Below are 16,920 nucleotides of genomic sequence, written 5' to 3' on the forward strand. Positions count from 1 at the left end.
TCTTGCCCGCGAACCTTGGGCGCGCGGCGAAACGCTGCTGGAACAATCGATCACCCTGGAGCGTTCGACTATTTTGCACCTTGCCCGAGGATCCTCGATGGCGCCACGTCCTTTCTGGAAAGGCTATCTGAAGCTCTCGCTCGTGACCTGTCCGGTCGCAATGACGCCTGCTACAACCGAGAGGGAGAAGGTCCGGTTCCATACGCTCAATCGCAAGAGCGGGCATCGCGTCGTCAGCCAATATATCGATGCCGTCAGCGGCAAGCCCGTTGCTGAGAATGATGAAATCAAGGGGTATCAGCGCGGCGAGGACGAATACGTTCTCCTCGAGGATGATGAACTTGACGCGGTTGCGCTGGAGAGCACGCGTACCATCGACATCGACATGTTCGTCGACGCCGACAGCGTCGGCTGGATCTGGTACGACAAGCCCCATTATCTCACCCCGGACGATCCGGTCGGGGAGGAGGCATTCTCGGTCATTCGCGACGCCATGCAGTCGACAGGGATGGTCGGAATATCGCGACTGGTCATGTACCGCCGCGAGCGCGCCGTCATGCTCGAACCGCGAGGCAAGGGCATCGTGCTGTGGACACTGCGCTATGGCGACGAGGTTCGCGATCCCGAGGATTATTTCGGCAAGATCGACGACGCCAAACCCGACCCGAAAATGATGAATATGGTCTCGACCTTGATCGATGAGCGAACCAGGCAATGGGATCCAGGCATGACCGGAGATCCTGTCCAGGCGCGGCTGCTGGAGATCATTGCCTCGAAGAAGAAGGGCAGGAAGCGTCCAGCCAAGGCGAAGGCCAAGGCCGAGCAACCGCCCAGCAACGTGATCAACATCATGGATGCGCTGCGCAAGAGCATCAGCTCGGAGGCTGGAAAGCGAAAATAGGCGCCTGGAGCAGGCCGGTTTGGGGAACGGACCGGGTGACGGAAAAGTAGCGCTTCTTGCGATAGGTCTCGAACGCCCATCTGTCAGCCGGCTTTCCGGTGCGTTGCAGCCTCCTTCGCCTTTGCGTGGCGTGCCGGCTTTGATTTTGCCGGGGGCTTCCTTGTCGAAGGCTGCTTGCCGCCAATGCCGGCACTTTGGCGCAGCGCGTCCATGAGATCGACGACCTTCTCCCGCTTGGGCCGCTTCGGAATTGCGATCTTCCTGCCTTCGAGCTTTGCCTTCACAAGCTCGGCAAGCGCCGTCTCATAGCGGTCGTCGAATTTGGTAGGATCGAACTTGCCTTTCTTGGTGTTGATGATGTGTTCGGCCAGTTCGAGCATCTCGCCCTTGATCTTCAGGTCTGGCACGTCGTCAAAGGCCTTCTCCGCCGAGCGCACCTCGTAGTCGAAGTTCAGCGTCGTCGCGACCAGCCCTTCGTCATAGGCCCGGATGAGCAGAGTCCGGACACGCCGGAACAGGACGGCCTGGGCGATCGCGGCGACTTTCTTCCTGCGCATGCCTTCGCGGATCAGCCCGAATGCCTCTTCCGCATGTTTGTCCGGCGGGGCGAGGTAGTACGGCTTGTCGAAATACACGTCGTCGACCTCGGAACAGCCGATGAAGGCCGAAACCGATAGCGTCTTGTCGCTTTCGGGGACAGCCTCTGCGACCTCGTCGGAGTCGAGCATGACGTAGTCACCCGAACTGATCTCATAGCCTTTGACCTGATCGTCTTTCTCGACGGGTTTGCCGGTATCGCTGTCGACGAACGCGCGATGCACCCTGTGTCCCGTTGCGCGGTTTATCGTGTGGAAGGCGATCCGCTCGGAGGTCGAGGCCGCCGTATAGAGCGCCACCGGACAGCTAAACTCTCCGATTTTCAGGAAGCCCTTCCAATTTGCTCTCGGCGCCAAGACAACAGCCTCACGGTCACAAGGATTGCACTTGCAACGTGGCGGCGCCAAGATTTGTTCCTTTGGCGCTTGGCTGTCCTCAAACGCCAGCTGAGGTCGGTGATCCGCGAGTCTAGCGGGTAGCTGCAATCTGATACCGGCCGACCTGCCTAGCATATCGCTCGATGGGGTGAGGCCTGCCGACCAGAAAACCCTGTACCCCATTGCAGTCTTCTGCACGCAGGAAATCGAGTTGCGCCGATGTTTCCACGCCTTCCGCGACGATGTTCAGGGAGAGCCCGCGTCCCAATCCGACGATGGCGCGGATGATGGCGCTGGATTGAGGCGTGTTCTTAAGCTTGGCGACGAAGGATTGATCGATCTTGATCTTATCGAACGGGAAGGATTGCAGGTAGGAGAGAGACGAATAACCGGTGCCGAAATCGTCCATGGCTATTTTCACGCCAAGCGTTTTCAGCCGCCTGAGGATCGAGCTCGCGCGTGAAAAGTCGTCAAACAGCACGCCCTCCGTAATTTCGAGTTCCAGTCGGCCAGGATTAAGGCCGGTCTCGAGCAGGACTGTGTGCACCAAAGCCGGAAGATTGCCGTGACGGAACTGGACCGGCGAAAGATTGACCGCGATCTGGATCGGATTCGCCCAGGATGCAGCCTCCCGACAAGCCTCACGCAGAATCCATTCGCCAATCGGAATGATCAGTCCGCTTTCTTCAGCCAGCGGGATGAACTTGGATGGTGAAACCATGCCATGAACTGCATGTCGCCAGCGAGCCAAGGCCTCAAAGCCAATGATCTCACCGGAGACCAGCGCCTGCGGTTGGTAGTACAACATCAGCTCCCTGCGGAGGATCGCCGACCGGAGATCCTGCTGAAGGACGCGTCGTTCACGCAGCCGCCGGTCCATATCGGCTTCGAACACGCGAAACACGCCACGACCCGCAGCCTTTGCGCGATAAAGCGCGGCATCCGCATTGCTGAGGAGCGTGGCCGCGGTCGTGCCGTCGTTTGGGAAGAAGGCGATCCCGATGCTCAAGCCGACGCGCAGATTATGACCCTCGATGTCGAAATCTTCCGCCACTGTTTCCAGTAGACGATCGGCGAGCGCTACCGCGGTCGCAGGCTGCTGGCCGTCAGTGACGATGAGGGTGAATTCGTCGCCGCCAATGCGAGCCAGGAATGCGCCATTCGCCGCTGCGGCAAGACGGTTCGACATTTTACGCAGAAGTTCGTCTCCCGCCGAGTGGCCGAACACGTCGTTGATATCCTTGAACCCGTCCAGGTCGAGACACAGCACCGCGAAGCGCTCGCTGTTCGATGACGCCCGCTCAAGTGTGAAATTCAGACGCTCCGCAAAGGCGGCGCGGTTTGGAAGATCGGTAAGCGCGTCGTGGTTTGCCAGATGGGCAATGCGCGCCACGGCGCGCTTGCGCTCGGTTATGTCCTCGGCAACGCCGAGCAGGTATTTGTTTTTTCCGTCGTCACTATCGACTGCGAGTCTCTTCATCATGAGGTCGCGCATCCCATTGGTGCGCGTGCGGACAGTCTCCTCCTCTGCGATCTGCAGACGATCGGCGCGCAACACTTCCTGGTCGCGTATGAAGAACGAATCCGCCTCATCCCTCGCAAAGAGGTCGTAATCCGTCTTGCCGATCAGTTCATCGCGGGGAATGCCGAGCAATTCCTCGCCCGCGCGGTTCATCAGGATGTAGCGGTGATTTTGAGCTTCCTTGACGAAAAGCATGGCGGGGACGTTTTCAATGATCGTGTCGAGAAATTCGCGGGTGCGGCGGAGTTCGTCGTTTGCCCGCTTGCGTTCAGTCACATCGACGACCGCCACCATTGCCGCCGCGCGGCCTTCATATTGGAACCTCTGGGAGTAGACGATGACGTCGATAAGGCTTCCGTCCGCCTTCAGGTGACGCCATGTCTGGCCAGTGTCATAACTGTCCCTTTCCGTTCCGGCCATCTTGCGGAGTGCGTCGGCGTCCTCAGCCGGTCTGATGTCGAGCAATGTCATCGCCAGGAACTGCTCTCGAGTGTAGCCGTAACGCTCGATCGCAGCATCGTTGACAGCCAGAAACCGCAAGCTGCCTCTCTCGTATACCCACATCGGGACAGGGTTGCTGTCGAACAGAAGTCGCGACGAAGCCTCACGCTGCTTCAGTTCGGTGATGTCGGATAGAGAACCGATGACGAGGCGGGTGCCGTTGGCAAGGCAGGCCCGTTTCTTTCGGGTCAGGATGGTGCGAACCTCTCCGTGATTGCCGGGGATGAATTCCTCGTTTTCGTTGATTTCGTCAGTCTCCAGCACCAGCCGGTCGATCCGCCGAAAGACGTCTGCAATCTCCTTTGGCATGAAGTCGTGATCTGTCTTGCCGATCAGTTGCTCGTGTCGATGCCTCATGAGCTCGCACATGCTTTGATTCAGCACGACAAAACGGTGCTGGTCGTCCTTGATGAATATCGGATGCGGCACAGCGTCGAGCACACGCCGCAGGGCATCAATATCTTCCGCCGGAAATGTCTCGGCCGACGTTTCGGCTATAGCTTTTGAAGGTGGCATATCTGGGCCTCTCGGCGGCGATCGTTGCAGCAAGGTCTTTAGAAATCCTTCAGCGGCCGTCGAGACTTGGATTTATTCTTCACGCCGGACCTTGGTATCGTCTTCTTGCCCGAAGCTTCTTGGACTGGACTTATGGCAATGCCGGACTGTAGCCGCCCCCTGTCATCCGTAATGCATCGGGGAGACTCCGGTCGGCCGGCCGATCCTTCATTGCGTCGGGTCTCATCCCGGCTGGCTCTGCCCGACCAGACGGTACCTGTACCGATCTCGGATGAACGCATTGAAGAACCGGCCTTTTGACGAGGCTTTGCGGAACGCAGCGTAGGTCTGTGGCGGCACGTTGTCGTAATCATAGCGATGTCCGCTTGGGACGAACCATACCGAGAGCGTTCTGGTCGCCGGATCGTAATTCATGCTTTGGATGGCGGTTGAAGGCATTTCCCAACACTCGACCCAAGACTTGACGCGTCTGGGCAACAACCCATCCCGGCGAGCCAGGTTCCGCCGCCGATGGAACCGGAATCGCCCTAATGGAATTGAATGGCGATCAGTCGTAATTCAAACGCTAGCGGTCGGGGTTTGCCGATGTCTCTCATCCCGGTTTGGCAAGACGTCGCGGCACGCCTGCTTCTGACCGTGCTCGCCGGTTCATTGATCGGCCTCGACCGGGAGGCGCGCGGACACGCGGCAGGCCTCAGGACGACCATCCTGGTTGGGCTGGCCGCCGCGATCGCAATGACGCAGGCCACTATTCTGCTGGAGTTTGTCGGCAGTGATCCGGATTCCTTTGCCCGGATGGACGTTCTGCGCTTTCCCCTGGGCGTGTTGACAGGCGTCGGCTTCATCGGCGGTGGCGCCATTCTTCGCCGCGGCAGTCTTGTCAGCGGCGTCACCACGGCAGCGACCTTGTGGATGATGACAATGATAGGATTGGCATTCGGGGGTGGCCAATACGGCCTGGGCGCGGCCGGAACGGCGCTGACGCTAGTCATTCTGCTCGTGTTGAAATGGGTCGATCTGGTGATACCGCGCGAACACCACGCAGTGTTGGCGCTCACCTGGAAGGCGGGGGATCATGAAGACCTCGACACGATCGTCGGGCCTTCTGGTTATCGAGCACGCCTGGTTGGAATGGAGCGGCGCCCAGATCGCGACAGCCCCGTGATGGCGTTCGAGATCAGCTGGAGGCGGTCTGAAAGGGCATCGCCGCCGATGGATTTGTTGACACTGGTGGGTGAGCATTGCGAGATCGAGAAATTTGATCTCCGCACCGAATCTTCCCGATAACCGCTACAGTGATGCCGAGCGGGCCGGGCACCGGCAATGGGGATTCGGATCGGGCATCGGCAGCTCGAAGCGGGTATCATCGCTTCTTCACGCCGTGTTCGATACCTATCTGTCGAACGCAAGGCATGTATCGGAAACAGGCAGCAAGATTTGGCGCAACGATCGGGAAGTGCTGATCTTCCACTTCATGGCGGACGGGTGCCGAAATGGCTCGGCGACCGCATGACGCGCCTTGGCGCGGTCATGTGCGAGGCGATCATTCACCATTACGGTCGCGAGGAGCTGCTGCGCCGGCTGGCGCATCCCTTCTGGTTCCAGTCGTTTGGCGCCGTCATGGGAATGGACTGGCATTCATCCGGCATCACGACCAGCGTCATCGGCGCCTTGAAGCGTGGTTTGGCTCCGCTCTCCAGCGAGCTCGGTATTCACGTGTGCGGCGGCCGCGGCGCGCATTCACGCAAGACCCCGCACGAGCTTGCCGTCATCGGCGAGCGCGTCGGCTTTGACGGAACAGGCCTGGCAACTGCCAGCCGGCTCGTCGCCAAGGTTGATAGCGCCGCCGTTCAGGACGGCTTCGATCTGTATCTGCATGGCTTCATCGTGACCGACGATGGCGACTGGGTCGTGGTGCAGCAGGGCATGAACGGCGACAGCAAGGTGGCGCGCCGCTATCATTGGCTGTCCGAAGGCCTGAAGAGCTTCGTCGACCAGCCGCATGCCGCCATCGAGGGCGCCAACCAGGGCGAGATCGTCAACCTGACCGACCGCCGCGCCGACGCGTCGCGCAAGGGGCAGTTGGAGCTCCTGCGGGACCTCGGACCGGATCGCATCGTGAAGGAATTCGCCGCGCTGGAACGCGGCGCGACGCCGGCGCCGGCGCAGGCGCCGGACCAGCAGCCGATGCTGCCGCATTTGGTCATGCCGGCGCACCACGACGTTCGCGAAAGCGATGTCGTCATGCGCCGTCTTCACGGGAACATGGCGGCGGCCGCCGAGCGTGGCCCCGCCGATTTCTCCGAGCTTCTTCTGGTCCCCGGTGTCGGCGCCCGGACGGTGCGGGCGCTGGCGCTGGTTGCCGAGGTGCTGCATGGCGCGCCATGCCGTTTTTCCGATCCCGGCCGCTTCTCGCTGGCGCATGGCGGCAAGGACAGGCATCCATTCCCCGTGCCGCTCAAGGTCTATGACGAGACGATCGGTGTCTTGAAGTCGGCCGTCCACAAGGCCAGGCTCGGCCGCGACGAAGAAATTGGTGCCTTGAAGCGGCTGGACGACCAGTCACGCCAGGTCGAACGCTATGTCACGGGGCCCAGCCTGAAGGAAATCGTCGCTGGAGAGTTCGATCAATCGCATCTGCTCGGCGGTCGCAGCGTGTTCGGCTGGGAGCCCGCACCCGAGGCGCCCGCGGACGCCAAACAAGTCAAACAAGCCAAACAAGTCAAATAAAAAGGATTTTGTCGAAATGCCAATGAGGCTGGCCAAACCTGGAACCCTGATGGGCGATACGACGTTTCATGGGATAACGCAGCCAACGGAGAAGTCGAATGCAGCCCTTAGCCGTAAATTCCGCCGGCCGTCCGGGCGCTCTTACAATTACTCCGTTCGATGGAGCCGTGACAGTCAGATTCTCCGACGCGATCATTGCCTCGTCCGAGCGGGCAAAAGTGCTTTACGAAGAAGGGCATGATCCTGTTTTCTATATCCCCTTCGACGACATCTATTTCGAGTTTCTGGAGAAGACGAACACCACGACGCGCAGCTCGTTGAAGGGCACCGCGAGTTACTGGCGGGTTCAAGCGGTGGGCGGAGCGGCTGACGACTTCATGTGGGCATATGAAACGCCTGACACCCCGGCATTGGCTATCGCCTGCCATGGCGCCTTCGATCCCGACAAGGCGCGGATCGATGCCGATCCCGCCGAGGATAAGCGACATACGCCTCACATCCCCGAATAGAAAGCGCTTGAACTCTCACATCGGCCGGTCATGCCGTAGGCGGCGATGATTGATGATTATCGTCGGTTCCAGCCAACCCCGGGAACGAGATATGGCGCTTCGCGTTTGCTTGGCAGGACGTTCTAGCAAGGGATCCTTCTTGTTGACCCATGGCGTCAATTCCGTGTGGGCGATGACCCCGCCATCGTCGATGTCATGATGTCGACGCCCGGACTGGCATACGGACCATTGGGCGACACATGCGTGCACCTATGCGTCGATATGCAACGCTTGTTCGCCTCACCGTCGCCGTGGGCGACGCCGTGGATGGCGCGCGTCCTGCCTTTGATCGAAAGCCTTGTCGGAAGGCGGGCCCGGCAGACGGTCTTTACCCGGTTCCTGCCCGCACAAAAACCAGGGCAGGGGGTTGGTGCGTGGAAGCGCTACTACGAGCGCTGGGCGTCGATGACGATGGACAATCTCGACCCCGAAATGATCGACCTCCTGCCTGCCCTGGCACGACATTGTCCGCCGGCGGCCGTCATCGACAAGCACATCTATTCCCCGTGGCTGGAGGGCAGGCTCCAGGCTTTTTTGTCCAAGCACCATGTCGACACGCTGGTTGTTACCGGCGGGGAAACCGATGTCTGCGTGCTAGCCACAGTCTTGGGGGCTATCGATCTCGGCTATCGCGTCGTTCTGGTTACCGATGCGCTGTGCAGTTCCTCTGACACCACGCATGACGCGCTCCTGACGGTTTACCATCAACGGTTCGCCCAGCAGGTCGAAACAGTCGAAATGGAGACCATCCTGTCATCTTGGATTTGAGGCAGGTTCGCTTGCAGGCGATTGGAACCGCCAACTGAGCCGAAGCCGGTTGCCGGGTTTCTTGGCAGCTTCGCTTGATCGACCGATTTTTTGCTGCGGTCGATGGCGAAGACCGTCAGCGACTGCGGGGAATTCTTGTTTGCCTTGTACGAGGCGGCTTGTCGCTGGACGGTTCATCGACAATCGCGGAACTGGGCAGGATTCCGAACTCCTGTGACTTGGCACCTTGCGCTGCCGTCAAAAATCCGTCTGCCTGGAGACCGCGCCGCAGCAACTCTCTCACGGCTGCCGACCGGCTTGGCATGCGCTTTTCGAAGCGCCAGTTCTCCAACGCAGCCAATTCGTTGGCATTTAGCATGATCTGCAGGCGTTCGGGTCTTTCCAGCTCGGCCATATCCGCCCCCAGCCACTCAAAGTTAGTATTTATCTAATTCGAGATAGAATTAGGAAAACACCCGTCGGACGTCAAGGTCGGTCTATGCGCCATCGGCGTGCAGCGCTCATAGTTACAGCAAGGCGTCGACCTTGCAGTCTGCTTTCTATACTAACTATTTGATTTCACAAGATAATTTTATGAATACTGCTTGCCATTCGAATCAATGTGGCGCATTCTGATCACGAGGGACAAACCGCTCCTGAAAGAGAGGGTTTTCCATGAGATACGATTATTCGGCTCATTTGTGCCGCGACGTTGACCTGCTGGTTTGGGTAGCCGCCCGGTCCCACGGGATAGTCAATGTCACTGCGGTGGCGGAGGCCGTGCGGCTGCGAAATCTCGCGGAAAACCTCGCACTTGAAGACATCGAGTGCCTGGTGCTGCAAGCCGCCCAGTTCTGCGGGGCACCCATGGAATTCGACAGCCTCACCGTTTTTGAATCAGGGGACATCTCTCGGCTCTCAGGCGGTGGCAGCTTCGATGTTCTGGAGGACGGAGCCGATTTCCCCTTTCTTCGCCAGCCGGGCCAAACGCAGCAGGTCTGGCCCGGCGTCAGCACAGTCGCTCGGAGGGGAAAGGGCTAAGCTTCACGGGTGCGGCGAAATTCAATCGGCCGCGATATCAGTCATTGATGCCTGGACGAAATACAGCGGCGCCTCGAGTGTCCAGGTTACGCCTTGCTGGTGAAACTCCAGCCGCCCGCTGCCGCTGAGTGCCTGCGGTGCCACTCGCTCGAGGACGACGGATCCGAAACCGCGCCTCGTGACAGAGTCCAGGATCGGTCCGCCCAACTCACGCCAGACCAGTCGAAAGATATCGGCGCCGTCGCCGGCAGGAACCACGTCCCAATCGATTTCGACGCGTCCGCCGCCGCAGGACAGCGCTCCATGTTTTGCCGAATTGGTGGCGAGTTCGTGGAACGCGATGCCGAGATATTGCACGGCGTTTGGCTGCAGCAGCACCATCGGCCCGGCCATCGACACGCGCGGCTGCGCTGCGAAGGCCTTGAGCTGTGCCTGGGCCAGATCGCCGACGGTCGCGCCGCGCCAGTCGGCATTGACCAGGAGATCATGGGATTCCGAAAGCGCCGTGATGCGCTCCCGAACCTGGTCGAGGAAAGCCTCGGGCGTGCTCGTCAGCTTGCTGGTCTCGCGGATCATCGAAATGATCACCGAATATTGGTTCTTCACGCGATGGTTGACCTCGCGCATGAGCAACCGGATGCGCCGCTCGCTCTCCTTGTGGGAACTGATGTCGCGCGCGATCTTGGAGGCGCCGACGACCCGCCCGATGGCGTCGCGGATCGGGGAGATGGTAAGCGAAACCGGAACGAGGGTGCCGTCCTTGCGCAGGCGCATCGTCTCATAGGAGGGGACGCGTTCGCCGATGCGGATGCGACTGATGATCGAGGCTTCCTCATCGAGACGGTCGGGTGGAATGAGGATCGTTACAGGGCGGCCGATCGCCTCGGCAGGCGTGTAGCCGAACAAGCGTTCAGCCGCGTCGTTCCAACTGGTGATGATGCCGTTCATGTCCTTCGAGACGATGGCGTCCATCGACGACTCGACAATGGCGGCAAGACGCATGCGGGCTTCGTCGCCCAGCGTCTGCTTGCGCAGGTCGAGCAGCGTGTTGATGGCGCCGACAACATTGCCAGCTCCGTCGCGAAGCAGGCGTGGGTGAGCCCTGAACGGAACGAGTTCGCCATCCGGCCGCTCCGCGATCGCCTGGTCCCACGAGACATCACGTCCTTCGCGCAGCGCCACGGCCATCGGACATTCGCCATGCGCCATCGGCCGGCCGTCGAGTTGGCGAAGCTTCCACGAGCCGCACCACTGATCCTGGCCGATGATGGGACGACGGCCCCACAGCTCGGCCGCGGCTTCGTTGAAGAAGGTGATGCGGCCCTGCTTGTCGACGGTGTAGATGGCGACGGGCAGCGACTGCAGCAGATCGGCAGAGGGAAGCCCCGGAACTCCGAGGCCTATGTCGGCTTGTTGAACGAAGTCCACGTATTGCCTGCGCCATTCTGGTGGATTTGTGCGGACGTAGAATGCGGCTGAGCGATTTCGGTTCCCGTCGGCTCACTGCATGCGCTGCCTTCGCCCGGATGCCGCGACATTGCTCGACGCGGCAACAGGGCGGCACGGCGGGTGGCGCTTAGATGCGCCCGAGCAGGACCAGGATAATGAGGATGAGCAGCACAAGACCGAGGCCGCCGCCGCCATAGTAGCCAGTACCATAGAACGGCCCGCCACCCAGGCCGCTAAACCCGCCAAGCAACGCAATGATCAAAATGATGATGAGAATGGTGCCGAGGCTCATGGTGGTTCTCCCTGTTTGCGCACTGTTTGCGCACCCGCGCCATTTACAGCGGCACGTCCATGCGCCTGTCGATGAGTATGAACTCGCAAGAGGGCGTTCCCGTTCCACCGGTCGAAGCCAACAGGGCCCTGGGGAACCAAGAGGCCAGGACCGCGTTGGTTATCCGATTTTCAATCCTTTCATCGGCGGTCACAGGTCGCCCCAGCCCTTTCATGCGTAAGCCGTTCGCCGGGCGGAGGTCGTCATGCGGTATGGAGAGATGTTTGCCAATCTTGCGATGCTCCTGCTGCTGGCCCTGACGGTTGGCGGCATCTTCCTTCTGTTCGGCGAACCGCTATGGCCACCGCGCCACGCAAACATGGTGCTGGTGTCGGAACTCGATGCCGTCACCACCGCATCGACACGCAAGTCTTGCGACCCCGCGCCATGCCTGCCCGACACCCTCGATGCAGACAAGCTGCCTTCCCGTCCCATGGATTGACCGTATGCCGCGGCGGGCTCCGGCGGGAGAACGCGTGCGTCATCGCTAACGGTAGCCTCGGCCTTGGGTGACGTGAAACAACCCACCCTGCCAAAGCAGGGCCGACATGACGATTGCAAGGCGATAATCGCGGAATTTGAAACCGCGAGCGGAACCCATGCGCGTGTCGTCCGTTTCATGCCGGAAGACCGCAGTGGAGGACGACGCATGGACGCGGCAGGCCTCGATGTCTTCGACAAGACGCTTCAGACAACCCATACTTGGCTCGATGAGCTGATGGAGGAGCTCGGCCCTGATCGGCAGCTCTCCTGGAAGGTGCTCTCGGTCGTGCTGCAGATGCTGCGTGACCGGCTGCCTCTGGGGCTTGCCGTGCATCTTGGCGCCGAATTGCCGCTCCTGGTGCGGGGCGCCTACTACGATCAATTCGAGCCGGCAAAGCAGCCAAGCGACTCGGATCGGGACGAATTTGTCGCCGAAGTCGCGGACCGCTTGTCCGATACGCGGCCCATCGACGCCAATGATGCGATCCGTTTGGTCTTTGCGACGCTATCCCGGCATGTCTCGCGGTCAGGTCGCGAAGGTCCAGGCCACATTGCCGGAAAAGCTGCGCGCGATGTGGCGCGCGGCTGAAGAACGGGTCGTCGTCCCGCCCGATCGAGGCGCAGCCGGAATTGCGGTGCCACCTTGGTGATGGACGACGCGGCACCCCGATCGCCAACGCCGAGGCAAAACGTGAATACACAGTAGATGCAGAGGAAGGAGATTGCGATGTTGGTCAGTCAAGCAATGACGCGGGATGTTCGTGTCGCAAATCCGGACGAGACGATCCAGCAAGCCGCGAGAATGATGGCGAGCCTCGATGCTGGTGCATTGCCGGTTGGCGACCAGGATCGGCTGGTCGGCATGATTACCGACCGGGATATCGCGATCCGCGCGGTGGCCGAGGGCAAAGGGCCGGACGCCAAGGTGCGTGACGTGATGACGGCGGAGGTCAAATACTGTTTCTCCGATCAGGATGTCGATGAGGTTTCGCGCAACATGGGCGATATCCAGGTTCGCCGTCTGCCGGTCGTCGATCGCGACAAGCGCCTGGTCGGGATCCTGTCGCTCGGTGACGTTGCCATGAAGGGCGACGACGTTACCGCCGGCGAAGCCCTGAGCGCCATTTCGCAACCCGGCGGTGCTCACAACCAGACGGCCTGACGGCGTTTCTCGCGCCTTTGCGTCAAACGATGAACAGCCATTCACCTGCCTTGGCGCGGGGCCGGGTGCTGCCGGCCTTATCGGAGGAACCGACCTGCCGACGACAGTCTCTGGCCGGTGCCATGCCGCATGACAGGCGAGCCCTTCACATTGCCAGTTCCGGGCCAGGTCCGGCCTTGTCAGCGCGTCACGGCGCGATAATTTTTTCTCAGGGCGTGGGCGCTTCGACCTATCGAAAGGAGCCGACCATGAAATACCAGACACTCGACCAACTGCAGACGATCGCGGAGGTCAAGCTCTCGGCGACATACCCGACCATGACTCGAAGGCAGCGGATCGAGCGTTGGGCAGAGCTTCTCGAACAAAATCCACAGCGCTGCCTCGGAGCGCTTACAGGCACCGAATATCTCACTCCCGAAGCCCGTGCCGTGGCGCGTGGCGCGGGGTCGCCGATCACCGTTGCCTACGAGGACCCGGTGCTGCGCGCCGAGGGCTTGAAAGACGACACCTATGGGGAGGCGAAGCGCTTCTTCGACGTGAGTGACTGGCAGTTGCACGACATCGTCTGCCATTGCCATGTCGGTGCCACGATGCAAGCGCGATGGGCTGCCGCCAGGGTCCGCCGGACAATCAGCGGGAACAGATTCCTCGCTTGGCTAAGGGCGGCGCTAGCGCGTTGACGCCGCGCGGCATGGCGACAAGTCGTGCTCTCGAAAGTGGACGCCGGGCTTGCCGGGCGGCATCGTATCGCCGTGCAGGTCCGACATTGATCGGGCCGGAAAGCACGCCGAGGCGGGGATCGATCGTCTCGCCATGGCCGAGCCCGAAAACGTTCACGCCGTTTTCCAATCAAAACGGCAGATCCTGATTGCTTTTTGCCGCCGGGGCGGGGCCCGATCACCTCCCAGGGAGTCCTGGGCCGTGTCAGTTGCCGCTTTTTACAGCGTCGCCGGCGCAAGCGGTGTTCGAGCCGGACCATGGATGACCGAACCGTCGGCGGCGAAAATCGACCCATGGCAAGGGCAATCCCAGGTGCTGTCCGCGTTGTTCCAGGTCACGGTGCAGCCCTTGTGGGTGCATGTCGCCGAAACGGAGTGGAGTTCGCCTTCGACGTCTCTCCACACCGCGATCTTTTCGTCGCCCCTGACGATCACGCCGCCCGCGCCGGGCACAATGTGGTCGGCGCTTGAGACGATCGATTGGCTGCGGCCGTTCTTGTGGAAGTCCTCGGGATAAGAGCGCGCCGGATCGTAGAGCCTTTGCCATGGGCTTGGCCGAGCACGGATCAAATCCGCGATCATCGTGCCCGCGGCCGTTCCGTTGGTGATGCCCCAGGCGTTGAAACCGGTGGCGATGTGGAAGCCGGGGGCTTTGTCGGGATCTGGTTCGCCGGCAAACGGAACCCGGTCCGCCGTATCGTAGTCCTCGTTACACCAGCGCCACGCAACGTCGCCGATCGGAAGGTTCTTTCTTGCCCATTTTTCCAGCTCGACGAACCGCTTTGCCACGTCGCCGTCTTGGCCGGTATCGAATTTGGAACCGAGCGTGACCAGCAGTGGACCCTCAGTGTCACGGCCTGTGCGAATGGAATGCGTCGGATCGTCTATGCCGATGAACATGCCGTCGACGGCAAGAGGGTCCTCGATCCGAAACGCCATGGCGGTATGGCAGCGCGGCTGGGTCCGGTTCGCCATGCCGACGGGGCTCTTCACTGTCATATTGGTGGCGACGACCACATGCTCGGCGTGAACGGTGCCGCTGCCGGTGACGACGCGCCAGCGGCTCGCCTCGCCGACCGAGATGGCACGGCTGTTCTCGAAAATCCGTCCGCCACGGGCCGTAACCGCTTGAGCCAGGCCAACCAGATACATCGCCGGATTGAACTGCGCCTGGTCGGAAAAACGCAGAGCGGCGGCCGTTTCGAAAGGGAGCGGCGCGCGATCGAGAATATCGGCGTTCAGCCCGACCTGACGCGCAGCCTCTGCCTCGGCCACGATCTCCGCGCGCCGGCTTGCATCGCAGGTGTAGGTATAGGCGTCCTTGGTCTCGAGATCGCAGGGCATGGCATAATTGCGAACCCATTCACCGATCTGGACGGCGCCGGCGGAATTCGCATCGGCGTAGGCTTGCGCCAGGTCCCGGCCGAGGGTGTAGATAAGATGACGATAAATCAGAGCATGCTGCGTCGTGATCTTGGCCGTCGAGCGGCCGGTCACCTGGCCGCCTGTCCGCAGGCCTTCGATGACGATCACCGACCGACCGGCCTCGCAAAGGCGAAGCGCGGTGGTGAGCCCGACAATACCAGCACCCACGACAACGGCGTCCGCATGGATCGAGCCTTCGAGCGGAGGATAGCTCGTAGCGATGGCTGCTGGCGTCCAACAGCTTCCCGCTTGTCCCAAAAGAATAGCCATTTCAACCGCGTTCCTTGCGCTTCGACCCACTGGCGCTGACATTTCGATAACTGCCTCTGCACGGGAACGTTCCCTGGATCACCGATCCGGGGGCGATCGGGACTTCTAAGGCAGCCGGTTGTTGGATTGGGGCCTTCATTCGGGTGATGACAGCCGCAGAGTGTCAGCTCGCCACCGTAGCCTTAAATTGTGCGTCGGCTGCGTTGATGTGCCCATGAAAAGATGGTAACGCGACATTAAAGAATGTTTCGGGTCGTTACCTTGGGCGGGGCGAATGGGATTTGGGATACCGCGGGCATGGTTGTGTGCTGGCCTGCTGACAGGCTTGATGTTGTCCGTGACGCCGATGGAGAAAGCTTCGGCCGACGGGGTGCTTGGTGCCATGGCCATCGGGCAGCGGACGTCCGCCCCTGTCGGCTACATTGAATTCTGCCGAAGGCGTGCCGCGGAATGCAGGATACGATCAGGCAACATTCCTCCAGTCGCTATGAGCGCAGGACTGGAAGATAAGCTCGCGTCCGTCACCAGGCTCGTGAACAGATCGATCAAGCCGGCGAGCGATCTTGCCGTTCATGGAACGATGGAATTCTGGTCCTATCCTGACAACGCGCGGGGCGACTGCGAGGACTACGTCCTGCTTAAGCGCCAGATGCTCGAGCTGCAGGGCATATCGCTTTCGAACCTGCTGATCACCGTCGTCAAAAAGAAGGACGGTGAGGGGCATGCGGTGCTGACGGTCAAGACCGACAAGGGCGACTACGTGCTCGACAACCTCAACGACGACGTGAAGCTTTGGTCGGAAACTGGATATAGGTTTTTAAAAAGGCAATCGTCCACGGATACCGGGCGTTGGGTCGCGATACGTGGACATCCCGATGTACTGGTCGGGGCAGTCGACTGAACCTTTCGAGTTTGCGACTGGACGACGCTTGGCGCTTCCGCGCCATGTTCGGGAATGGCAAGGTCTGACAGAGGTCATGTGAAACGCGATTTAGGTGACTGGCTTAGAGAGCCTCCACCAGAGCGTCGGACGTTCAGATTGAATCAAGAGGGATTGAACGAAGCCGCTGACGCGGCCTTTGGTGGGTCGGTTTGCAAATGAAGCTTCTGTTTTGAAGGATTGCGGCTGTTGAAGCGCAATTTGAGAACAGGAGCGCGGCCGGTGGAGGCCGGCGTCACAATCCCCGGCCTTCGGCAGGGCGATCCGGAGCGGATCGTCGTGGAGGCCTATCCCGGCGCTTTGGCCAGGCAATTGATTTCCCGAACCAGCTACAAGAACGACAGTCGCAGGAAGCAGACGGAATTGCAGCGGGAGACGCGCCATCGGATGCTGGCATTGATTTTAGACGGGGAACTGGAGCGCAGCCATTTCGATACGAGTCGAGGCTCCGCGCAATCTGGCCGACGACCCCAGCGGCGATCGGCTCGATGCGCTTTTCTGCGCGATCCAGACGGCCTGGGCGTGGACGATGCGAAGCGAGCGATACGGCGCGCCGGAACATCTCGATCCGCTCGAGGATGGATTGCCGTTCCATCCCTCCGCGAGATCCAGGAACCCGCCGGTCCGGCTTCAGCCTGAACCCGGCGCCTCATCGGCTCGG

At 60.7% G+C, this 16,920-nt stretch carries 19 protein-coding genes and 1 pseudogene; 13 read left to right on the forward strand and 7 right to left on the reverse strand.

Annotated features, from left to right (window positions below):
- Positions 1-97 precede the first annotated feature (97 nt).
- Positions 98-901 (forward strand): Ku protein, encoded by an 804-nt coding sequence (locus tag EJ066_RS17255; RefSeq protein WP_126039982.1) that lies wholly within the window; start codon positions 98-100, stop codon positions 899-901.
- An 83-nt stretch (positions 902-984) separates the two neighbouring features.
- On the opposite strand, the gene EJ066_RS17260 is transcribed toward EJ066_RS17255, so the two are convergent.
- From EJ066_RS17260 to EJ066_RS17270, 3 genes are all read right to left on the reverse strand, one after another.
- Complete coding sequence (locus EJ066_RS17260; protein ID WP_126039984.1) at positions 985-1,854, reverse strand: Ku protein; 870 nt, start codon at positions 1,852-1,854, stop codon at positions 985-987.
- Between the two features lie 112 nt (positions 1,855-1,966).
- Positions 1,967-4,414, reverse strand: a complete 2,448-nt coding sequence (locus EJ066_RS17265) for an EAL domain-containing protein (RefSeq protein WP_126039986.1) — start codon at positions 4,412-4,414, stop codon at positions 1,967-1,969.
- 222 nt (positions 4,415-4,636) lie between these two features.
- Positions 4,637-4,852, reverse strand: a complete 216-nt coding sequence (locus EJ066_RS17270; protein ID WP_126039988.1) for a KTSC domain-containing protein — start codon at positions 4,850-4,852, stop codon at positions 4,637-4,639.
- A gap of 147 nt (positions 4,853-4,999) precedes the next feature.
- Here EJ066_RS17270 and EJ066_RS17275 point away from each other — a divergent pair, with 147 nt between their 5' ends.
- The 5 genes from EJ066_RS17275 to EJ066_RS17290 all read left to right on the forward strand — a co-directional run bounded on the left by EJ066_RS17275 (position 5,000) and on the right by EJ066_RS17290 (position 8,460).
- Positions 5,000-5,701 (forward strand): MgtC/SapB family protein, encoded by a 702-nt coding sequence (locus EJ066_RS17275; protein WP_126039990.1) that lies wholly within the window; start codon positions 5,000-5,002, stop codon positions 5,699-5,701.
- On the forward strand, positions 5,673-5,927 hold the full coding sequence (locus tag EJ066_RS31440) for a hypothetical protein (protein ID WP_189644583.1): 255 nt from the start codon (positions 5,673-5,675) through the stop codon (positions 5,925-5,927). Before EJ066_RS17275 ends, EJ066_RS31440 begins: the two co-directional genes overlap by 29 nt.
- A complete protein-coding gene (locus EJ066_RS17280; protein WP_126039992.1) occupies positions 5,852-7,144 on the forward strand; it encodes a DUF763 domain-containing protein in 1,293 nt (430 codons plus the stop codon). The genes EJ066_RS31440 and EJ066_RS17280 overlap by 76 nt, the downstream gene beginning before the upstream one ends.
- Before the next feature lie 98 nt (positions 7,145-7,242).
- Entirely contained in the window at positions 7,243-7,653 is a 411-nt protein-coding gene (locus EJ066_RS17285; RefSeq protein WP_126039994.1) for a DUF427 domain-containing protein, read from the forward strand.
- A 198-nt stretch (positions 7,654-7,851) separates the two neighbouring features.
- On the forward strand, positions 7,852-8,460 hold the full coding sequence (locus EJ066_RS17290; RefSeq protein ID WP_126039996.1) for a cysteine hydrolase: 609 nt from the start codon (positions 7,852-7,854) through the stop codon (positions 8,458-8,460).
- A gap of 115 nt (positions 8,461-8,575) precedes the next feature.
- On the opposite strand, the gene EJ066_RS17295 is transcribed toward EJ066_RS17290, so the two are convergent.
- The gene (locus EJ066_RS17295; protein ID WP_245454918.1) at positions 8,576-8,854 is read right to left on the reverse strand and encodes a hypothetical protein; all 279 of its coding nucleotides are present in this window, start codon (positions 8,852-8,854) and stop codon (positions 8,576-8,578) included.
- Positions 8,855-9,114: 260 nt separating this feature from the next.
- Here EJ066_RS17295 and EJ066_RS17300 point away from each other — a divergent pair, with 260 nt between their 5' ends.
- A complete protein-coding gene (locus tag EJ066_RS17300) occupies positions 9,115-9,480 on the forward strand; it encodes a hypothetical protein (RefSeq protein WP_189644294.1) in 366 nt (121 codons plus the stop codon).
- A gap of 21 nt (positions 9,481-9,501) precedes the next feature.
- Here EJ066_RS17300 and EJ066_RS17305 read toward each other — a convergent pair whose 3' ends face one another.
- Together EJ066_RS17305 and EJ066_RS17310 are read right to left on the reverse strand one after the other, a co-directional pair.
- Positions 9,502-10,908 carry a PAS domain S-box protein gene (locus tag EJ066_RS17305; protein ID WP_245454919.1) on the reverse strand — a complete coding sequence of 469 codons (1,407 nt, stop codon included), beginning with the start codon at positions 10,906-10,908 and terminating at the stop codon, positions 9,502-9,504.
- Between the two features lie 148 nt (positions 10,909-11,056).
- Complete coding sequence (locus EJ066_RS17310; RefSeq protein ID WP_126039998.1) at positions 11,057-11,221, reverse strand: DUF3309 family protein; 165 nt, start codon at positions 11,219-11,221, stop codon at positions 11,057-11,059.
- 244 nt (positions 11,222-11,465) lie between these two features.
- Between EJ066_RS17310 and EJ066_RS17315 the strand changes: the two genes are divergently transcribed.
- The 4 genes and pseudogenes from EJ066_RS17315 (at position 11,466) to EJ066_RS17330 (ending at position 13,585) form a co-directional block, all read left to right on the forward strand.
- Positions 11,466-11,702, forward strand: a complete 237-nt coding sequence (locus tag EJ066_RS17315; RefSeq protein WP_126040000.1) for a polymerase — start codon at positions 11,466-11,468, stop codon at positions 11,700-11,702.
- 207 nt (positions 11,703-11,909) lie between these two features.
- Positions 11,910-12,393 (forward strand): annotated as a pseudogene (locus EJ066_RS17320) (DUF2267 domain-containing protein).
- Between the two features lie 77 nt (positions 12,394-12,470).
- Complete coding sequence (locus EJ066_RS17325; RefSeq protein ID WP_126040002.1) at positions 12,471-12,905, forward strand: CBS domain-containing protein; 435 nt, start codon at positions 12,471-12,473, stop codon at positions 12,903-12,905.
- A 248-nt stretch (positions 12,906-13,153) separates the two neighbouring features.
- Positions 13,154-13,585, forward strand: coding sequence for a hypothetical protein (locus EJ066_RS17330; protein ID WP_126040004.1), 432 nt, complete (start codon positions 13,154-13,156; stop codon positions 13,583-13,585).
- A 258-nt stretch (positions 13,586-13,843) separates the two neighbouring features.
- On the opposite strand, the gene EJ066_RS17335 is transcribed toward EJ066_RS17330, so the two are convergent.
- Positions 13,844-15,319 carry an FAD-dependent oxidoreductase gene (locus EJ066_RS17335; protein ID WP_126040006.1) on the reverse strand — a complete coding sequence of 492 codons (1,476 nt, stop codon included), beginning with the start codon at positions 15,317-15,319 and terminating at the stop codon, positions 13,844-13,846.
- Between the two features lie 328 nt (positions 15,320-15,647).
- On the opposite strand from EJ066_RS17335, the gene EJ066_RS17340 reads away from it, so the two are divergent.
- On the forward strand, positions 15,648-16,220 hold the full coding sequence (locus tag EJ066_RS17340) for a transglutaminase-like cysteine peptidase (protein ID WP_245454920.1): 573 nt from the start codon (positions 15,648-15,650) through the stop codon (positions 16,218-16,220).
- Positions 16,221-16,448: 228 nt separating this feature from the next.
- Positions 16,449-16,898: a hypothetical protein gene (locus EJ066_RS17345; protein WP_126040010.1), complete on the forward strand. Its 450-nt coding sequence runs from the start codon at positions 16,449-16,451 to the stop codon at positions 16,896-16,898.
- Positions 16,899-16,920 lie beyond the last annotated feature (22 nt).

The organism is Mesorhizobium sp. M9A.F.Ca.ET.002.03.1.2 (assembly GCF_003952365.1).
In the GTDB taxonomy this organism is placed as follows: domain Bacteria; phylum Pseudomonadota; class Alphaproteobacteria; order Rhizobiales; family Rhizobiaceae; genus Mesorhizobium.

What these genes read in the sequence shown, in the direction of transcription:
- EJ066_RS17255 (WP_126039982.1), top strand. Translation starts at nt 98, where the DNA reads ATGGCGCCACGTCCTTTCTGGAAAGGCTATCTGAAGCTCTCGCTCGTG.
- EJ066_RS17275 (WP_126039990.1), top strand. Translation starts at nt 5,000, where the DNA reads ATGTCTCTCATCCCGGTTTGGCAAGACGTCGCGGCACGCCTGCTTCTG.
- EJ066_RS17295 (WP_245454918.1), bottom strand. Translation starts at nt 8,854, where the DNA reads ATGGCCGAGCTGGAAAGACCCGAACGCCTGCAGATCATGCTAAATGCC.
- EJ066_RS17285 (WP_126039994.1), top strand. Translation starts at nt 7,243, where the DNA reads ATGCAGCCCTTAGCCGTAAATTCCGCCGGCCGTCCGGGCGCTCTTACA.
- EJ066_RS17270 (WP_126039988.1), bottom strand. Translation starts at nt 4,852, where the DNA reads ATGCCTTCAACCGCCATCCAAAGCATGAATTACGATCCGGCGACCAGA.
- EJ066_RS17300 (WP_189644294.1), top strand. Translation starts at nt 9,115, where the DNA reads ATGAGATACGATTATTCGGCTCATTTGTGCCGCGACGTTGACCTGCTG.
- EJ066_RS17340 (WP_245454920.1), top strand. Translation starts at nt 15,648, where the DNA reads ATGTTGTCCGTGACGCCGATGGAGAAAGCTTCGGCCGACGGGGTGCTT.
- EJ066_RS17335 (WP_126040006.1), bottom strand. Translation starts at nt 15,319, where the DNA reads ATGGCTATTCTTTTGGGACAAGCGGGAAGCTGTTGGACGCCAGCAGCC.
- EJ066_RS17290 (WP_126039996.1), top strand. Translation starts at nt 7,852, where the DNA reads ATGTCGACGCCCGGACTGGCATACGGACCATTGGGCGACACATGCGTG.
- EJ066_RS17330 (WP_126040004.1), top strand. Translation starts at nt 13,154, where the DNA reads ATGAAATACCAGACACTCGACCAACTGCAGACGATCGCGGAGGTCAAG.
- EJ066_RS17315 (WP_126040000.1), top strand. Translation starts at nt 11,466, where the DNA reads ATGCGGTATGGAGAGATGTTTGCCAATCTTGCGATGCTCCTGCTGCTG.
- EJ066_RS17325 (WP_126040002.1), top strand. Translation starts at nt 12,471, where the DNA reads ATGTTGGTCAGTCAAGCAATGACGCGGGATGTTCGTGTCGCAAATCCG.
- EJ066_RS17310 (WP_126039998.1), bottom strand. Translation starts at nt 11,221, where the DNA reads ATGAGCCTCGGCACCATTCTCATCATCATTTTGATCATTGCGTTGCTT.
- EJ066_RS17265 (WP_126039986.1), bottom strand. Translation starts at nt 4,414, where the DNA reads ATGCCACCTTCAAAAGCTATAGCCGAAACGTCGGCCGAGACATTTCCG.